Source organism: Fibrella forsythiae (assembly GCF_017353175.1).
Lineage (GTDB): Bacteria > Bacteroidota > Bacteroidia > Cytophagales > Spirosomataceae > Fibrella > Fibrella forsythiae.
Genome location: NZ_JAFMYW010000010.1, coordinates 182564 through 199816 on the forward strand (window position 1 = coordinate 182564; position 17253 = coordinate 199816).

At 53.8% G+C, this 17253-nt stretch carries 15 protein-coding genes; 11 read left to right on the forward strand and 4 right to left on the reverse strand.

The features are described from left to right. The first annotated feature begins 13 nt into the window (after window positions 1-13). The 7 genes from tssD (at window position 14) to J2I46_RS26725 (ending at window position 7580) form a co-directional block, all read left to right on the forward strand. Window positions 14-1633, forward strand: coding sequence for a type VI secretion system tube protein TssD (gene tssD, locus J2I46_RS26695; RefSeq protein ID WP_207332150.1), 1620 nt, complete (start codon window positions 14-16; stop codon window positions 1631-1633). A gap of 70 nt (window positions 1634-1703) precedes the next feature. After that, window positions 1704-2570, forward strand: a complete 867-nt coding sequence (locus J2I46_RS26700) for an ankyrin repeat domain-containing protein (RefSeq protein WP_207332151.1) — start codon at window positions 1704-1706, stop codon at window positions 2568-2570. Window positions 2571-2751: 181 nt separating this feature from the next. Beyond that, the gene (locus J2I46_RS26705) at window positions 2752-4116 is read left to right on the forward strand and encodes a glutamine synthetase family protein (protein ID WP_207332152.1); all 1365 of its coding nucleotides are present in this window, start codon (window positions 2752-2754) and stop codon (window positions 4114-4116) included. A 113-nt stretch (window positions 4117-4229) separates the two neighbouring features. Beyond that, window positions 4230-5270 carry an aminoglycoside phosphotransferase/kinase family protein gene (locus tag J2I46_RS26710; protein WP_207332153.1) on the forward strand — a complete coding sequence of 347 codons (1041 nt, stop codon included), beginning with the start codon at window positions 4230-4232 and terminating at the stop codon, window positions 5268-5270. Window positions 5271-5384: 114 nt separating this feature from the next. Further along, entirely contained in the window at window positions 5385-6224 is an 840-nt protein-coding gene (locus J2I46_RS26715; protein ID WP_207332154.1) for a TIGR01459 family HAD-type hydrolase, read from the forward strand. Between the two features lie 144 nt (window positions 6225-6368). Further along, a complete protein-coding gene (locus J2I46_RS26720; protein WP_207332155.1) occupies window positions 6369-6839 on the forward strand; it encodes a hypothetical protein in 471 nt (156 codons plus the stop codon). Between the two features lie 36 nt (window positions 6840-6875). Then, the gene (locus J2I46_RS26725; protein WP_207332156.1) at window positions 6876-7580 is read left to right on the forward strand and encodes a VIT1/CCC1 transporter family protein; all 705 of its coding nucleotides are present in this window, start codon (window positions 6876-6878) and stop codon (window positions 7578-7580) included. An 85-nt stretch (window positions 7581-7665) separates the two neighbouring features. Here J2I46_RS26725 and dinB read toward each other — a convergent pair whose 3' ends face one another. After that, window positions 7666-8721: a DNA polymerase IV gene (dinB, locus tag J2I46_RS26730; RefSeq protein ID WP_229379965.1), complete on the reverse strand. Its 1056-nt coding sequence runs from the start codon at window positions 8719-8721 to the stop codon at window positions 7666-7668. 310 nt (window positions 8722-9031) lie between these two features. Here dinB and J2I46_RS26735 point away from each other — a divergent pair, with 310 nt between their 5' ends. Further along, entirely contained in the window at window positions 9032-10723 is a 1692-nt protein-coding gene (locus J2I46_RS26735) for an AMP-binding protein (RefSeq protein ID WP_207332158.1), read from the forward strand. Window positions 10724-10791: 68 nt separating this feature from the next. Here the strand turns inward: J2I46_RS26735 and J2I46_RS26740 are convergent, their stop codons facing one another. Further along, on the reverse strand, window positions 10792-11481 hold the full coding sequence (locus J2I46_RS26740; protein WP_207332159.1) for a thioredoxin domain-containing protein: 690 nt from the start codon (window positions 11479-11481) through the stop codon (window positions 10792-10794). 214 nt (window positions 11482-11695) lie between these two features. Next, the gene (locus tag J2I46_RS26745) at window positions 11696-12121 is read right to left on the reverse strand and encodes a LytR/AlgR family response regulator transcription factor (RefSeq protein WP_229379966.1); all 426 of its coding nucleotides are present in this window, start codon (window positions 12119-12121) and stop codon (window positions 11696-11698) included. Between the two features lie 226 nt (window positions 12122-12347). On the opposite strand from J2I46_RS26745, the gene J2I46_RS26750 reads away from it, so the two are divergent. Both J2I46_RS26750 and J2I46_RS26755 read left to right on the forward strand, forming a co-directional pair. Continuing rightward, window positions 12348-13175: an MbnP family protein gene (locus J2I46_RS26750; RefSeq protein WP_207332160.1), complete on the forward strand. Its 828-nt coding sequence runs from the start codon at window positions 12348-12350 to the stop codon at window positions 13173-13175. Between the two features lie 23 nt (window positions 13176-13198). Continuing rightward, window positions 13199-14290, forward strand: coding sequence for a cytochrome-c peroxidase (locus J2I46_RS26755; protein ID WP_310589087.1), 1092 nt, complete (start codon window positions 13199-13201; stop codon window positions 14288-14290). Window positions 14291-14363: 73 nt separating this feature from the next. On the opposite strand, the gene J2I46_RS26760 is transcribed toward J2I46_RS26755, so the two are convergent. Next, window positions 14364-14795, reverse strand: coding sequence for a hypothetical protein (locus J2I46_RS26760; RefSeq protein ID WP_207332161.1), 432 nt, complete (start codon window positions 14793-14795; stop codon window positions 14364-14366). 174 nt (window positions 14796-14969) lie between these two features. Here J2I46_RS26760 and J2I46_RS26765 point away from each other — a divergent pair, with 174 nt between their 5' ends. Beyond that, entirely contained in the window at window positions 14970-17210 is a 2241-nt protein-coding gene (locus J2I46_RS26765) for a S9 family peptidase (RefSeq protein WP_207332162.1), read from the forward strand. The last annotated feature ends 43 nt before the right edge of the window (window positions 17211-17253 follow it).

Sequence of the window (17253 nt, forward strand, 5' to 3'; positions counted from 1 at the left end):
TACCTGACTGTCTATGGCTTCATTTGCAGCGTATCTCAGCGTCGGTTCCAGTACCTACCGGCTCTATTCATATGACCTGGCCATTCGGCAGGAAACCGATTCGCTGGGCCGTCCGTCGTCGCCTACGCAGGGCGGCGTGATCACCTGTACGCTGGATGCGCCCAACGACGGCTTTCTGCATCAGTGGATGTTTTCGCCCACGATGCAGGCCGACGGGAAGTTGGTGCTGATGCAGGAGTCGCCGGAAGCAACCCTGAAGACCGTCTCCTTTTTCAACGCCTACTGCGTCAGCCTGGACATCCGGTTTCGCCCTGGCACGGGTGGTGGTGGTAGTTTCGTGAACACCCTGCGTATATCGCCACAGCGGGTAGCCGTAGGGGCCATCGTACTGGATAACAACTGGCCACTGGCTTCGCACGGCGCGGGTGAAACGTTCCAACTCGCCAATTATCAGCGCACCGGTGCCGTAACAACCCATCCCAAGCCCCGCAAACCGCCCGTTTGTGACGATATAGCGGCCTCTACCGACATGAAAAAGTCGAAGAAGGAGCGGTACAATGCCCGGTTGGCGGTTATCGATGCCTCGTCGGCGAAATTGAAAGAAACCAACCTGAGCCCTTCGTCGCTGGTGATGCCCGCCGATGCAACAAGCGTAGCGGCAGCAGGCCGAACCGGCAATAGCCAGTCTGCCGCCGACACGCCATATGGGCAGGCAGCGGTGGCCAACAAGCGGTTCGAGTTGAATAACCGCGCCATCGAACGCGCCAAGCTCGCTAACGCCATCTACCTGATGGATAAGAAGAAATTCTACGAAAGCCAGGTGCCCCCCCAACCCGAAAAATTTCAGGCGATGCTAGCCGCCCAAACCTGGCCAACTGAAAAGAACGGTTTGCCTGAAGGCTGGGGTATGATCGAACGTTCTGAAAAGGGCACCGAACCTGTTTATGCTATTTACCAATCTACGTTCGAACCGAATCCAAAACCAGTATTAGTGTTCAGAGGCACAGACAATGCTGTAAATGCCAAAGACGACTGGATCACGAACCTGATGCAGGGTAACGGGATGGATACGAAGCAGTATAGAGGATCAATAAAGAAAGCGAGTGAGTTGAGGAAGCGTTACGGGGCAGATGGATTTGAGATCGTGGGCCACTCAAAGGCTGGTGGTCAAGCGGCTGCGACCGGTATCGTTACACGGGCCAAAACATATACATTCAATGCTGCCGGTGTTCATCCAAGAACTGTAGGCAGAGAAGGGAATTATTCGGTGGCTGACGCTCAACAGATCAGATCGGACGGGCAACCTGTAGTTGATGCCTTCAATTTTCCTCATGATATTCTCAATAATTTACAGGATACAGCCATTCCGATGGTGAAAGGAGGCTTGATGATGGCACCGTCTGCCGTTGGTAAGGCAGTTGGACTGGGGCTGACCCTGAATAATACGATGCCAATTGCGGCGGGGATTCGACATATTGTTCCGGCGCAGGATGGTTTGGGCAACTCTATCAGTAGCCCTTGGAACCCTATGAGTCGGGTGGAGTATCATGGAATGCCTTATCTGATCGATTCAATGGAAAAGCAGAAGAAAGATGATCTCAAAACATTGGGGGCGTATATGGGATGTCGGTAAGCGGTGGAGCTTACTGCTTAATTGCTTTTTTGCGTTGCTTACGAGCTGCGCGTCTGTAACCCAAAACAAGATGAACCCAGAACAGTATTTTGAAGGTACAGCCCTGGAACTGGCTCGAGCCATTCAGCAGAACCGGCTCGACGACGTGGAGCAATTAGCCAGGCGGGTGGAGTTGAATCGCTTTTATAAAGCAGACATGACACCGCTGATCTGGGCAATGCTGGTCGACCAGGAAGCCGCTTTTCTGCTGCTGTTAAAAACAGGGGCCAACCCAAATCTGAAAGACCATGACAATATCCAGCCGGTGGCGCTGGCAGCAGGTGCGCGTGAAGATAATAAGTACCTGAAACTGCTCTTACAGCACGGCGGTGATCCTAACAGCACCCAGCGTTCTGAACCGGCCTTACATGTCGCCTATGATTTCGATTATTATAAAAACGTACTCTTGTTGCTGGATGCCGGCGCTGACATTAACGCGCGGGATCGGGATGGTAACACGATTTTGATCAGTGCGGGGTATCAGGATGAGTTTGACAGAGCCATCGACCTGATCAACCGGGGAGCGGATATAAACGCCCAATCGGCGGGCGGGGGCATTGCCTTTGATGTTCAGGAGAGCACTCCTCGTGCCGGGTCGAAAGCCTATCAGGGGCAGGTTCAACTTAAGAAGCTACTGGTTGAGCGAGGAGTGAAGTTCCCCGTGCCACAACCGTCGAAACAACCTTATGCTGCATTGCAGGAACGATGGTACCAGACCCCGGACGGGCAGCAATGGCAGCAAAAAATTCAGCAGGTAGCCAATGATCCGCTAGGTTTCGGCGATGTGTGGCGCAAGGTTGATGATGCCGCTTTTGCCGCCTTCAAAACCTGGATGAAAGCCAATGATATTCCAGAGCCAGCCCGTCCACAACCCAAATTTATTGACCCAAATGAGTAGGCATGGTTAATTGGCGTGCCGGGCTGATGGGTCAGTTTTGAATCGAAAAGTAGGGGAGGGAAGAAGCAACGTACCTGAGTATGTAATTGCTGTCAATAAAACAGCCTCTGACAGTAGGCAGGCCGTGTTTGTCTGGCGAATTCATTTACTTTAGCGCTCCGACCAACCCCGCTCAACGCGCATGGACGCTACGCAACTCCTCGCTTACCTCGACGAACACGATATTCCGAAAGTCAAATTCGCCTTTGCCGATATCGACGGTATCCTGCGCGGAAAGATCATCAGCCGCGAAAAGTTCCGGGCGGGCCTGGCTGGCGGTTATGGCTTTTGCGACGTAGTATTCGGTTGGGATAGTGGCGATGCGGCCTACGATAACGGCACCGTTACGGGCTGGCACACAGGCTACCCCGACCGGCCCGTTCGGATTGATCTGGGTACGTTCAGGCGTATTCCGTGGGAAAATGACCTCCCCTTTTTTCTGGCCGATTTCAGCGGGGGCCATACTGGGCGTGAAGACCTGGAAGCCTGCCCCCGGTCGTTGATGAAGCGGGTGGTGGCTCAGGCAGAAGCAATGGGGTATCGGGCCGAAATGGCGCAGGAGTTTGAGTGGTTTAATTTCCGCGAAACGCCGCAGACAATCGAGCAGAAGGGGTTTCGGAATCTCACGCCGCTTACGCCGGGCATGTTCGGTTATTCCATTCTGCGCCCGTCGATGGAGCATCAGTTCGTCGACGATCTGTTTACGGGCCTGGGAAAATTCGGGATTCCGCTCGAAGGGTTACATACCGAAACCGGGCCGGGCGTATACGAAGCCGCTATTCACCACGATTCGGCCCTGAAAGCAGCTGACAAAGCGGTACTCTTTAAAACAGCGGTGAAAGAAATCGCGTATCGGCATGGGGTGCTGGCTACGTTTATGGCGAAATGGAACGCCGATCTGCCCGGGTGCAGCGGCCATATTCACCAGAGTCTGTGGTCGCCGGATGAGGCTCAAAACCTGTTTTTTGATGCCACTGCGCCTGATAAACTGAGTACCCTGGCCCGCCAGTACATAGCCGGCCAACTGTATTGCCTGCCGCACGTTCTGCCCATGTATGCCCCCACCATCAACAGCTATAAACGGCTGGTTGAAGGGGCCTGGGCACCTACTACCCTGACCTGGGGGTTTGATAACCGGACGGTAGCCATGCGGGTGCTGAACCATGCCGAAACATACACCCGCGTTGAAATGCGGGTGCCGGGGGCTGATACCAACCCGTATCTGGCCATGGGAGCCGCGCTGGCATCGGGCCTGTACGGTATTCGGCACGGCCTCTCGCTCGACGTACCTGCAACGACAGGCAACGGCTACGAAAATGCAACCAACGGCCGGTTGGCCCCCAACCTGCGTGATGCAACGTACCTGATGCGCGACTCGGCCGTTGCTGCCGAACTTTTCGGTGAAGGCTTTGTTACACATTTCTGCCAAACCCGCGACTGGGAATACCGGCAGTATGCCAGTCAGGTAAGCGACTGGGAATTGAAACGCTATTTTGAACTCATTTAAAAAAACCTGTTTACAGTTTTCTGTTTACCGTCTTCTGTTGCGCTGCTACCTCATGACACTATAAACTGGCAGCGCAACAGAAGACGGTAAACAGAAAACTGTAAACTGACCTTATGCGCCTCATCGATTATCCTACTATTATACGCCAGGCCTGGGCCTCGTTTGACCCCAGTCAGACGGTGCAGACCGTGGAAGATATCAGTGCTAAAGTTTCCACGAACCACGTCTTCCGGCTGACGCTCGATTCGGGCGACCGTGTGATTGCCAAACTATCGTATTTCGGCAAATTCGAGCATTTCAAAGAAGATCACCGCATCATTCACGCGCTGGCCAACAACCTGCTGTACCCGTTCGAAAATGTGCTGGCCAAATCGCTGATGAAGAACGGGCAGGTGTTCGTTTACCGCCATCAGAGCGAATCGGTTGATGCCTGGGTGGTTTTCTACAACCCGATTCGAACGATGGAACGAATGCCCCGCCGCCTGGAGGAAACGCACATCCGAAAGCTGGGGACCGAAATTGCCCGGTTCCATCTGGCCTGCGCGCGGGCATCATCGGTGCTGCCGAAATACTCGAAAACACTCCGTTCAGACGTGCAGGGGCTGCTCGACCTGCTGGATACCGACGCCGGAAAATTTGAACATCGGATGCAGGAAGAGACGCTACGGAAACAGTGCCAGTTGTTTCTGGAAAACCGAAAAAAGCTGGTTGATAAAACCGTTGAAACCATGCCCGTTTTTGTGGATTGGAACATTGGCAACTTCTCGGTAACAGACGATCAGAAACTCTTCTCGCGTTGGGATTACGACTGGTTCCGCATCAGCTACCGGGTCATGGATTTCTACTTTTTTAGCCGGGTTTGCTCTGATGCGGGCGATCGGACAGTATTTTCGTACTACATTGGGCCACTGGCCGAAGAACGCTTCGGCTGGTTTCTGGAAGAATACCACAAAGTGTATCCGCTCACTGAGCGCGAAGTGCGTTTCCTGCCCGAAGCCTACCGGTTCTTCATTCTGAACTATGTGATCAAGTACGGCCGGTATTTTTTCCACCGTACCTACGCCACTAAACTTCAGCGTGAAGCTTACGACATCTATTTCCCGTCTATCGACACCTTCGACGTAACGCCGATTCTGACGAGGCTGGGCCTTTAATATTTTCGTCCTCAGTCCTCTGTCTTCCGTCCTCTGTTGCTCCGCTAATGAAACGCATCGGTGATTAGCGGAGCAACAGAGGACGGAAGACAGAGGACTGAAAACATAAAAAAGATGACTCCATTCGCCTCCCTGATTGATCACTATAAAGCCGTTTTCTTCGATGCCTACGGCGTGTTGAAAAACGCACATGGATTAATTCCCGGTGTAGACCGAACCATCCATGCGTTGATTCAGACAGAAAAGCCATTTTATGTACTGACTAACGATGCGTCGCGTAGCCCGGAACAACTCGCCGAATCGTATGCCCGGCTGGGCCTGCCGCTGGTTACTGCCGACCGGATCGTGTCGTCGGGGATGCTGGCGCGGGAGTATCTGCAATTAAAAGTGAGTCATGGAACCGTGGCCTACCTGGGCACAGACACCTCGGCGCATTACATTGAAAATGCCGATCTGCACGCACTGCCCATTCGTGATGTAGACCTGAATGATGCCGCCGATATCACCGCCCTGGTGTTGCTCGATGACGAAGGCTTCGACTGGAACACCGACCTGAATAAAACCGTCAACCTGCTCCGTCAGCGGAATATTCCGGTGATCGTGGCCAACACCGATGCCACGTATCCAGTGTCGGGAAACCGGGTGGCCGTAGCCATCGGGGCCGTAGCCGATATGCTGGAGCGTATCGTAGGTAAGCAGTTTATTCGATTCGGAAAGCCTGATGCCCAGTTGTTTATGTTTGCTTATGACTTGCTGAGAGAACGGATGACGATCGGCAAGAACGAAATCCTGATGGTAGGCGATACCCTGAAAAGCGATATTTTGGGCGGCAACAAATTTGGTTTCGATACGGCCCTTGTTCTGACCGGAAACACCCCCGCCGAAGACGTTGACCTGCGCATTAAAGCCACCGGCATCATTCCTAGCTACGTCTGCGAATCCGCTGCGGTGTAGCTATTGTTGCTTTGCGATGTAATAACGTACCTGCGGTTGGGTCATCGGATAGAAGAAGCCAACTTTTTGCGCAGTTGGCAGTCTGTATCAGTGCTGGGTACGTTGTGTGTAGCCAGACAAAAAGGCACAACTAACTCTGTACCCATGGCAATGAATGGCGCGCACTGGCATTTGCTGGTCAATCACTTTCCGATTATTGGTGGCCTGATGGCGACCATCGTCCTGGGCTTCGGCCTGTTTCGCCGTAATGACGCCATTATCAAATTGGCGTTTGGCCTTTTCCTGCTGATGAGCGTTTTCACGGCCATTACCAACCAGACCGGCGAAAGCGCTGAACACTACCTGAAATCGATCAACGCCCTGGATCGGCCCCGGTTGCACGAACACGAAGAAGCCGCCGATATGGCCAATATTGGTATGTATCTGACGGGATTGCTTTCTTTGCTGGCGCTGGTCTGGAAAAAGGCTAACGAATGGCGCTGGCTTCCAACCCTGATCTTTGTCGTTTCGCTGGTTACGTTTGGCCTGATGGCTAACGTCGGGCGGCTTGGTGGCCTGATCATGCATCAGGAATTACGGGAAACCGGAGCAACGCCAGCCTCCCATGCGCCGTAATGAACGTACCTATCAGCTTTTACTAACCACTACCTCATGACAGACACGGGCCATCTACACCACCACGAAGAACACCTTCACAGCTCTGATTTTATTTCCGACATCGTGATTGGTATGGCCGACGGCCTGACGGTCCCTTTTGCCCTGGCGGCGGGGCTAAGTGGGGCTGTAGCCAGTTCGTCGCTGGTTGTTACGGCGGGTATTGCCGAGATTGTTGCCGGTTCCATTGCCATGGGGCTGGGCGGCTACCTGGCCGGGCGCACCGAAGCCGATCACTACGAGTCGGAGCGGCGGCGCGAAGTAGATGAGGTAGAGCGGGTGCCCGAACGCGAAAAGCAGGAGGTACGCGACGTTTTTGCCGAAATGGGCCTGAGCACCGATCTGCAAAACGTGATTGCCGATGAACTGGCAAAAGACAAAACTAAGTGGGTCGACTTCATGATGAAGTACGAACTGGGCCTTGACGAACCCGACCCCAACCGAGCCACAAAAAGCGCTCTGACCATTGGCGTGTCATATGTGGTGGGTGGTCTGGTGCCGCTGATGCCTTATTTCCTGGTCAAACTGCCCCACGAAGCCCTGTTGTATTCGTGCGTTGTTACGTTGGTTTGCCTGTTTATTTTTGGCTATTTCAAAAGCAAAGTTACCGGCCAGCCTCCATTCAGCGGTGCCGTGAAGGTGATGCTGATCGGCGCACTGGCTGCCGCCGCTGCCTTCGGCGTAGCCCGGCTGTTTGGGTAGAAAAACGGGGTTAATGCCCTCATCGGTTCTGACCCGATACAAACGGGGCAGCAGGAGCCTGAGTAAGTTTGTTCAGTGCTATGACTCAGAACCCAATCTCCAACTGTTTGCCAATCTCATGTCGGTCTACCGACCCGTCGGTCGATTCCAGGTTCGAGAGCGATACGCCCAGGAGCCGAACGCCTTTGGGCAGGGGCATCAAGACGGTCATTAGCTCATAGGCCAGGAACGTTAGCTGAGTTGCATCAGAAATAGGCGACCCAAATGATCGGCTTCGGGTTATCTGTTGAAAATCAGCGAACTTGACCTTGAGCGTCAGTGTCCGGCCAACGGTTTTGAGGCGCTGGCAATCCTGCCATAAATCGGTGATCGGGCCTTGTAGCCCGTCGGTCAGTTCGTCCCACGTGAAGAGGTCGGTGCTAAACGTAGTTTCTGAGCCGATGGATTTTCGTTCGCGGTCTGGCCGAACGGGGCGGTCATCAATGGCGTTGGCAATGGCATGGTAAAAGCGGCCTGCCTTACCGAAATGCCGCACCAGAAAGGCTTCTGTCTGTTGCCGGAGATCGAGCCCGGTGGCAATGCCTAATTGGTTCATCTTTGCCGCCGTGGCCGGACCAATTCCATGAAACTGACCTACGCGAAGTGTTTCAACGAACGCCAGGCCCTGCGTAGGTTTAATCACAAATAGTCCGTCGGGCTTATTATGATCAGACGCCAGTTTCGCCAGGAACTTGTTGTACGAGACGCCAGCCGAAGCCGTCAGTCCGGTGGCTTCTTTTATAGCGAGTTTGATCTGTTGGGCAATTTGCGTGGCCGAGGTCATGTGCTTCAGATTTTCCGTCACGTCCAGGTATGCTTCATCTAATGAAAGCGGTTCGATCAACGGCGTATAATCGGCAAAGACGGCTCGAATCTGCTGCGAAACGGCCTTGTAGACATCAAAACGGGGTTTTACGAAAACCAGATCAGGGCATTTGCGGCGGGCGGTGCTCGAGGGCATAGCTGAACGCACCCCAAACACCCGGGCTTCGTAGCTGGCGGCGGCTACTACGCCCCGCTCGCGCGAGCCTCCTACGGCTACGGGTTTTCCCCGAAGCGACGGGTCGTCGCGTTGCTCAACGGAGGCGTAAAAAGCGTCCATATCAACGTGTATGATTTTCCGATGTGCCTGCTCCACCGTTGTTTCGTATAATACAAGACGAATATACTAATCTACGGCGTAACTGGCGCTGCTTCATAAGGTAAGGTATTGTTGTTGCTCGCTACAGGCAAGCGGTACCGGGTAACAGTGTAGCGCATCTGGTTGAGTTAACCGGAACTCTTATGGCTCTTCTGACTCTTTTCCGGTCTTTACGAAAACCATTCTAGCTTAAATCGTATTTTTGCTATATAACTTACAATCTCACGAATCGTCGGACAGACTGCACGCGATTTGCTACCGCCTAATCAACATGGAATCAATGACAAACACCCACCCCTGGATCAAGTTCTATCCGAAAGGCGTACCTGCTGAAATCAATCCGGATGCGTTCCCGTCGCTGGCCGCTCTGATCGAGGACGGCTGCCGTCGTTTCGCCGATCGGCCGGCCTATGCCTGTATGGGCAAGCAGCTGACCTATCGGGAGATTGAGGAGCAATCAAAGCAATTCGCGTCGTTTCTGCAGCATGATCTTGGCCTGAAACCCGGCGATCAGGTGGTGATTCAGATGCCCAACCTATTGCAATATCCGATTGCCATGTTCGGTATTCTACGGGCTGGTATGACGGTCGTGAACACTAACCCGCTGTATACGCCCCGCGAAATGCAGCGTCAGTTCAAGGATTCGGGCGCAAAAGCCATTGTTATCCTGGCTAACTTCGCCGCCAATCTGGAGAAGATCATCGATCAGACAGACATTAAACACGTGATTACTACCGAGATTGGCGACCGGCTGGGTTTCCCCAAGAAGCTGATTGTCAATGCGGTGGTGAAATACGTGAAAAAGATGGTGCCTGCTTATAACCTGCCCAATGCCATTTCGTTCAATGATGCGTTGAGCCGGGGGAGCCGCCAGCCAATGACACCTGTTTCTATCAAAGGCACCGACCGGGCATTCATCCAATATACGGGTGGCACCACGGGCGTTTCTAAAGGGGCTGTGTTGACCCATCGGAATATCCTGTCGAATGTTGAAGGTCAGTATGTTTGGATGGCACCCGCAGGTATTCAGGAAGGGCAGGGCGTTATTGTGGCTGCTCTGCCGCTATATCACGTATATGCGCTGACAACCAATGCAATGGCGGCGCTCAAAAGCGGCGATATGAACCTGCTGATCACCAACCCCCGCGACCTGAATGCGTTTATTGATGATCTGAAGAAATACAAAATTACGGCGTTTACGGGGGTCAACACGCTGTATAACGGATTATTGAATCATCCCCGCATTAATGAGGTAGACTGGAGTCATCTGAAGGTTACCTCGGCGGGTGGTATGGCCCTGCAAACGGCGGTTGCCGACCGGTGGCAGAAACTGACGGGCAACGTACCTGCCGAGGGATACGGCCTGTCAGAAACGTCGCCGGTACTCTGTTCAAATCCGGTCGATGGTACGTCGCGGGTAGGTACGATCGGGGTACCCTGGCCAAGCACCGACATGAAATGTATGCTTGACGATGGTACCGAAGCACCGCTAGGCCAACCCGGCGAGATTTGGGCAAAAGGGCCACAGGTGTTCCAGGGCTATTATAACCGTCCAGAAGAAACGGCCAACGTGATGGAAGGAGAATGGTTTAAAACCGGCGACATCGGCGTGGAAAACGAAGACGGTTTCTTCAAAATAGTGGATCGGAAGAAAGATATGATTTTGGTGTCGGGCTTCAACGTGTACCCCAACGAGATCGAAGACGTCGTATCGCAGTGTCCGGGTGTGCTGGAAGCCGCCTGTATTGGCGTTCCCGATGCCAAATCGACTGAGATCGTCAAGGTATTTATCGTGAAAAAGGACCCCGCCCTGACCGAAGAGCAGATTAAGGCATTCTGTAAAGAAAATCTGACGGGTTATAAAGTGCCGAAGCAGATCGAGTTCCGGACCGAACTGCCCAAATCGAATGTCGGCAAGATTCTTCGTAAGCCACTACGTGATGCCGAACTGGCAAAGCAGTAAAGCGTGCTCAATGATCAGCTCCGCCGCCGAGGTAATGTCCCTGAGCAGCGCTGATTATTGAGCACTCTTTACTGCTTCAACAGACCCCGTAGCGCAGCCTCGTCGCAAAAACCGATCTGGCGATTGGCCAGCTTACCATTACGGAAGAGCAGTAATGTGGGTAATTCGTCGACTTGATACTGGGCCAGCAGTGCTTTTTCCGTATCTGCATTTGCTTTAATGATAGTTACCTGCCCGGCCAGTTCGGTCGTGAGTTTGTCAACAATAGGCGCCATTTTTTTGCAGGGAGCGCACCAGGTTGCGTACACATCGACCAACACCACAGGCTGCGTCCGAATCAGGCTATCGAAGCGGGCAACGGTCCATTGCGACGCGTCGCCTGAGGGGGTTACGCCGGCTACGGGCATCATCTTCGACGACCATTTCAGGTAGCCGCCCTGGAGTTCATACACGGTTGGGTAGCCTAATTCGCGCAGTTTTTCTGCGGCTGCTTTGCTGCGGCCTCCCGATAAGCAATACACGAATACCGGCCTGGTTTTGTCGAGTTCGCCAAGTGCCTGCCGGAAATCCTCCCGCTGTGAATTAATGTTGACCGCGTTGGGCAGATGGCCATCGGCGAATTCGGCGGGTGTTCGTACGTCGATGACCTGCGCCTGCTTGGTCTGGTTGAGCAGGCTGGCAAACGCATCGACAGCAACCGTTTGCGCTCGCACAAGATGAACAAGCAACAACATGGCCGAAAGCAGTAGGAATTTCATAAATAGCTGGTTCCTGAGGAAAGTGTTTCTTGTGACAAAGCTAAGATACTGCCTGAGTTAATGGCCATTAGCAGCTGTTTGGTTGCCTGGCAACGGATAGGCCGACTACAAAAAAAGCAGACATAGCCTGGTAAGACCCTGTCTGCTTGAAGCATGGCATCCTGGCAGGCGTACTGCCAATTTGTTTATCAGCTTGAATCCTTTGGCAGCCGTATTAGTCGGTCAGCGTCTGCACTTTTTGCTGAAAGCCTTCCAATTGTTGAAAGAAAAGGCTGGCTTTACGGCGCGATACGTCGATGCGGTCGCCGTTGGTTAACTGCACCGTGAGTTGATGCCGGTTAGGATGTGCTTCATCCAGATACATCAGATTGACGATGTTTTTCTTGTGGGGCCGGGCAAACACACCGGGTGCCAGGCGACTGGCCATTTTCTTCAATGTCAGCGATACCATCAGCCGGGTGCCGTCGCTGAAATGAAACATCGTGTAATTGCCTTCCCCTTCCAGGCGCACAATCTTGTGCATAGGCATTGCCTTACGGTAGCCCCAGAATGGAAGCGTGACGTCCGACATATCAAACAGGCGTGTGAGGGCCTCGGGGGCGATGCCCGAGCAGACAGAAGCGAGTGAATTCGCGTTCATATAATCGATGATGTAGATTGTGGATAGATAGAAAGTAATAGCGCAATATTCATTAAAAGTGCCTGACAGTCAATACCTACTTCGTGGTATATTAACTGCCGCTCAATAAATAAATAGTTATGGATCGCCTGTTGGCGGGGGCTTTAAGTTGGCTTAAATATGGCTGATTATGGCAACATGACATCCGGATTCAGCGTTAGTCTACCAGGAGAATCTACGGTTTGTTATGCGCCTTTTCGTCAGTTTGCTTTTCACTGTATCGGTATTGATGGCCTGCCAGAAGAAGGAGGTAGACAGGCAGATTGGCTCTGTGCAACTTTCTTTCGATAACCGGGTCGGTAACCGTGATCTGGCGTTGGGTACGGGTACGTATCAGAATAAATCCGGCGAAACGTTTACCATCACCCGATTCGATTATTTCATCAGTAACATCCGGCTGCTTCAGGCCGATGGCTCTTCCTATACCGTTCCGCAGAACGATAGCTATTTCCTGGTTCGTGAAGCCGACTCAACGTCGCAGAAAATCACGATCAGCAACGTACCTGCGGGCGAGTATACACAGCTCGAATACATGGTCGGTGTCGACAGCCTGCGTAATACGGCCGACGTAGGCCAGCGCACGGGCGTGCTGGACCCCGCCGGCAGCCACACCAGCGGTATGTACTGGGACTGGAATACGGGCTATATTCACCTGAAAATGGAAGGAACTTCGCCGCAGGCGCCGCTCGATGCTACTGGTAACCGCAATTTCCGGTATCATATTGGCTTGTTCGGCGGTTACCAGACGCCCACGCTCAACAACCTGCGTACTGTTCGCGTATCGTTAACTGGTTCCGGAACGAGTGGCGTCGGGAAGGGCGTTCAGATAGGGAATGTCCTTTCAGAGACTACGCTGGTTACGGTTAATGTAGACGCAGGCAAACTGTTTGATGGCCCTACCCCGATTCGTATTGCCACATATCCTGATGTAATGGTATCACCTATTTCGGCCGCCATTGCCAGTAATTACGCTACTATGTTTTCATTTAAAGCATCTGCCTTCGTATCAAGGTAGAGGCGCTTAAGTCGTTCGTATTCGTGAGCTCTATCCGCTGGTTTGTCTTGATTTGCAGCGCAGCCCTCTGGGCTTGGGTGGCATCGTGTGGGCCAAAAGGCAGTTGGGGCGGTGATGTGAATCCCGAGCCGCCTACGGCCGTAGGAACGCCTTACCCCTGGAAAACGCCCGCCAACTTCCCCGCGCCGGTCTACGATTTCGCGAATAACCCGCTGACCAGAGAAGGTGTTGCGCTGGGGCGAACGTTGTTCTACGACGCTACCCTATCGAAAGACGGTACAATTACCTGTGCCTTTTGCCATTCACCGTTCACTGCCTTCTCGCATACCGACCATCCGTTGAGCCACGGCATCAAAGACCAGATTGGTACCCGCAACGTACCTGGCATTTTCAATATGGCCTGGCGGGAAACGTTTTTCTGGGATGGCGGGATTTTTGATCTCGATCTGTTACCCATTGCGCCCATACAGAACCCCGTTGAAATGGGCGATTCGCTCGGGAATGTACTGAAAAAAGTACGTGCCAGCGGTCGGTACCGGCCTTTGTTCAAAGCCGCTTACGGCACCGATTCCATCACGTCGGAGCGGTTTCTGAAATCGTTGTCGCAGTTTATGCTGACAATGGTATCGTCAGATTCGGGCTACGACAAGTACGTGCGCAAAGAAGCCGACGCTGCCCTGCCCGATGCCGCCCAGCGTGGCCTGACGCTGTTTCAGGCGAAATGCGCAGGTTGCCACAAAGAACCGTTCTTTACCGATCAGCGCTTTCGCAATAACGGGTTACCGAAACTCACTACAGCCAAATTCGATGACCTGGGGCGCGGTGCCATTACGGGGCAGGCGGCCGATAACTACAAATTCCGCGTGCCCAGTCTGCGCAATGTCGAGTTTACGCCACCTTATATGCACGACGGCCGGTTTACCACGCTTCAGCAGGTGCTGCGCCATTATGCTGCCGGTGTGCAGGATAGCCCGCAGCTTGATCCGCTCCTGAAACAAAATGGGCAACCGGGCATTCCGATGACCCAGCAGGAGCAGAACGACATCATCACCTTTCTGCTTACGCTGACCGACTACACGTTTATCAGTAACCCTGATCTGCAGCCGCTTCGGTAGGCAGGGCGCTGCTGCGCCCGGTACCCGCCAGCATTTTTTCAGTATGAAAGGGCGATCATAAACTCAAGGTGGTTTACCGGATGCGGCTATAGGTTGCTCCGCTACTGGTTGTGCTGTATGAGAGGTCGCTGAGAGATAGACGCAGGTTATTCAGTTCGTCAATCCGCTGGCTAAACGGGTATAACGTACCTGGGTTTCGGGTTGATTGCTCGGGAGTCAATGTCAGCGCTAGGGCGTCTTTTCCCGTGTATTTGTCCTTATCCAACGCAAGCGTGAACGTACCTGACTCGATCAGGGTGCCTTTAATTGTCTCCCTATACCGGTTTGGTGGTGAAAAGTGCAGTATATGCTGATCCTCAGGCCCGAACGTAGACCTGCCGCCGCCGAAACAGCCCTGGTAAAATGATTCACGCAGGAGCCAGTCGCCCAGAATCACGGGTTCTGGTTCGCCACCTTTACAACTGATCAGGAAAGACAGAAAAAGAAGTAAACCGATCGTTTTCATACAGAGAGATTGCTTTTAAGCACACGACCCACGTTGCCCGCAAACCGTTGGAATGACCAGGATATATGAAACGGACGGGCAGTTGGCATAACCGAGTGGGCCCGACCAAAAATCCCTTTTCAGGCCAGAGTCGAAGCGTGCCGGTAAGAAACTAGTTTACGTTTATCTTGCAGGATGCAACACCACCAACGCTTCCTGCTTCCACTACTTCTGCTCTGGGCCACCTTTGCCGTGGCCCAATCCTCGACCAACGTGCTGGTCACCGACCTTACCCGTATCAAACAGGTGGGTGGTATTCAGGTATCGCCGACCAACCGGCAACAGGTACTCTACACGCTGACAACGACCGAGCCGCAGCCAGATCAACCCCTCGAATTCGACTACCGTACGCATATCTATCTGATGAACCAGCAAACCGGTGAAACAAAAGCGCTGACGCGCGGCACCGAAAGTGCCCGGCAGGCCGTGTGGTCACCGGATGGCAGGCAAATCGCATTCGCTAGAACCGTGAAGGGTAAATCGCAGGTGTTTGTGATGCCGCTCGACGGGGGTGAAGCTTATCAGTTGACTACGCTCGCCTACGGAGCCGGAAGCCCCGCTTTCTCGCCTGATGGGAAACGGATTCTGTTCAGCACGTCGGTATCATTTCCCGAAGTGCTGGCCGATACACTACTGAACCCGGGGCGGGGCGGGCCGCTTTGGTCGCAGGAAAAACCCGGCATATCGGCCGCGGATGCGTTGCCGAAGAAAGACGGTCCGAAGCCTAACCCCGACGGAACACTGGCCGAGATTAGGGCGTATCTGGCCAAAGATGTAGAGGATAAGAAAGCCAAGGTGATTACCCGGCTGAACTTCCAGGGCGAATCAACCACCGAACCTGTAATGAATTTTACGCATCTCTACGTGGTGGATGTGCGCGAAGGTGCCACGCCCAAGCCCATTACGCGTGGCTTTGCGTCGTACCAGGCAGCTACCTGGTTGCCAAACGGGCAGGCGGTACTGGCCGTCACCGACCGCGACCCGGCCCAGCACCCCGACCGGGAGGTCGACAACGCCATTGTAGCAATTGCCGCTGATGGCGCTGCCACGGTAACACCAGTGTTGAGCGAAGCCGGTAAGTCGTTTGGCGCGCCAACCCCTTCGCCCAATGGCCTGAAACTGGCTTATCTGGCCGGTAATTCGCGGGGCGTAGGCTTCCCAAACTTAGCGGTGGCTGATCTGACGGGCACTACGGTCAGCAACCCGAAAACCGTGGAGTTCGACCGGGCGGCGGGTAATCTTGTCTGGGCCAACGTACCTGCCACCCGCCCGGCGAAAGGAGGCAACCGGTCGGCAACGTACCCAGCGGCTGGATTAGCGCTCTACTTCACCGCCAGCGCCGACGGTGGTATTCCGCTGTTCCGGTTAAACACCAGCACCAATGCTATCGATCGGCTGACTACTCCCGAATCGGGCGTGACGAATTTCGATGTTGGTGGCGGCGATATTGTCTTTGCCAAAACAGAAGTGGCTGACCCATCGGCGCTGTACGTAGCCACGCTCGATGCCGCTTCGCCAAAGAAAATGCTGGCACCCAATGCCGATTGGCTGACGGGGAAAACGCTCAGTTATCCGAAAAAAGCCGTTTACACGAATTCAAAAGGGCAGGCCGTCGACTACTGGATCATGAAACCGGCCAAATTCGTGGAGGGTAAAACGTACCCACTGGTGCTGAATATGCATGGTGGACCAACGGCGATGTGGGGACCCGGCGAACCGTCGATGTGGCACGAACTGCAATACCTCTGCGCGCAGGGCTACGGTGTTGTTTTTGCCAATCCGCGTGGTTCGGGTGGCTACGGGCAGGCATTTCAGCGGGCTAACTACCGCGATTGGGGCACTGGTCCGGCCGAAGACGTACTGGCCGCTGCCACCGCCGCTGCGCGCGAGCCGTGGGTCGATACCACGCGGCAGGTCATCACGGGTGGTTCATATGCCGGTTACCTGACAGCCTGGATTGTTGGGCACGATAACCGGTTCAAAGCAGCGTTTGCGCAACGCGGTGTGTATGATCTGACCACGTTTATGGGCGAAGGCAACGCCTGGGCGCTGGTGCCAAACTACTTTGGCCTACCCTGGGAACCGGGTGCGCAGGCTATTCTGGACGCCAATTCGCCCTATTCGTTCGTGCAGAACATCAAAACGCCGCTGCTCATCAAACACGGTGAAAATGACCTGCGAACGGGGATTATCCAGTCAGAAATGATGTACAAGAGCCTGAAAGTGCTGGGTCGCCCGGTCGAGTATGTACGTATGCCCGGTGCTACCCACGAACTGAGCCGTTCCGGCAACGTTCGCCAGCGTATCGACAGATTGCTTCGTATCTACGAATTCTTCGAGCGCTTTGTGGGAAATACGAGCGGAAGAGTGAAATAAAAAGCGTTAAAACACAAAGGGGGCCAGCCCCCTTTGTGTTTTA